This is a genomic window from Marinomonas atlantica (genome assembly GCF_001639725.1).
In the GTDB taxonomy this organism is placed as follows: domain Bacteria; phylum Pseudomonadota; class Gammaproteobacteria; order Pseudomonadales; family Marinomonadaceae; genus Marinomonas; species Marinomonas atlantica.
Genome location: NZ_LTAW01000058.1, coordinates 1 through 248, shown reverse-complemented (window position 1 = coordinate 248; position 248 = coordinate 1). Strand labels below are relative to the sequence as shown.

General features: G+C 36.7%; 1 protein-coding gene. It reads right to left on the bottom strand.

The features are described 5' to 3' along the window. On the bottom strand, window positions 1–248 hold a 248-nt coding region (locus tag AYW75_RS18545; protein ID WP_197478983.1), incomplete at both ends, for a TolC family protein.

Genomic DNA, 248 nt, shown 5'->3' with positions numbered 1-248 from the left:
TAACTGATCTTTTGGTTCTACATCACCCAAATTAGGTTCGGGTAACGAAAGATTAAAGCTATCCAATAGCGTACCCATACCATTAACGACACGATACTTAGCTACTAATTGATCATGCAACGCATTAGTAAGATCGTTTTTCGATGAAAACACCTCATTTTCAGTATCCAATAGATCCAATAATGAACGCTGACCAATATTGAACTGCTTTAGATATGAATTACGCGTCTCTTGGCTTGAGGTAAAAT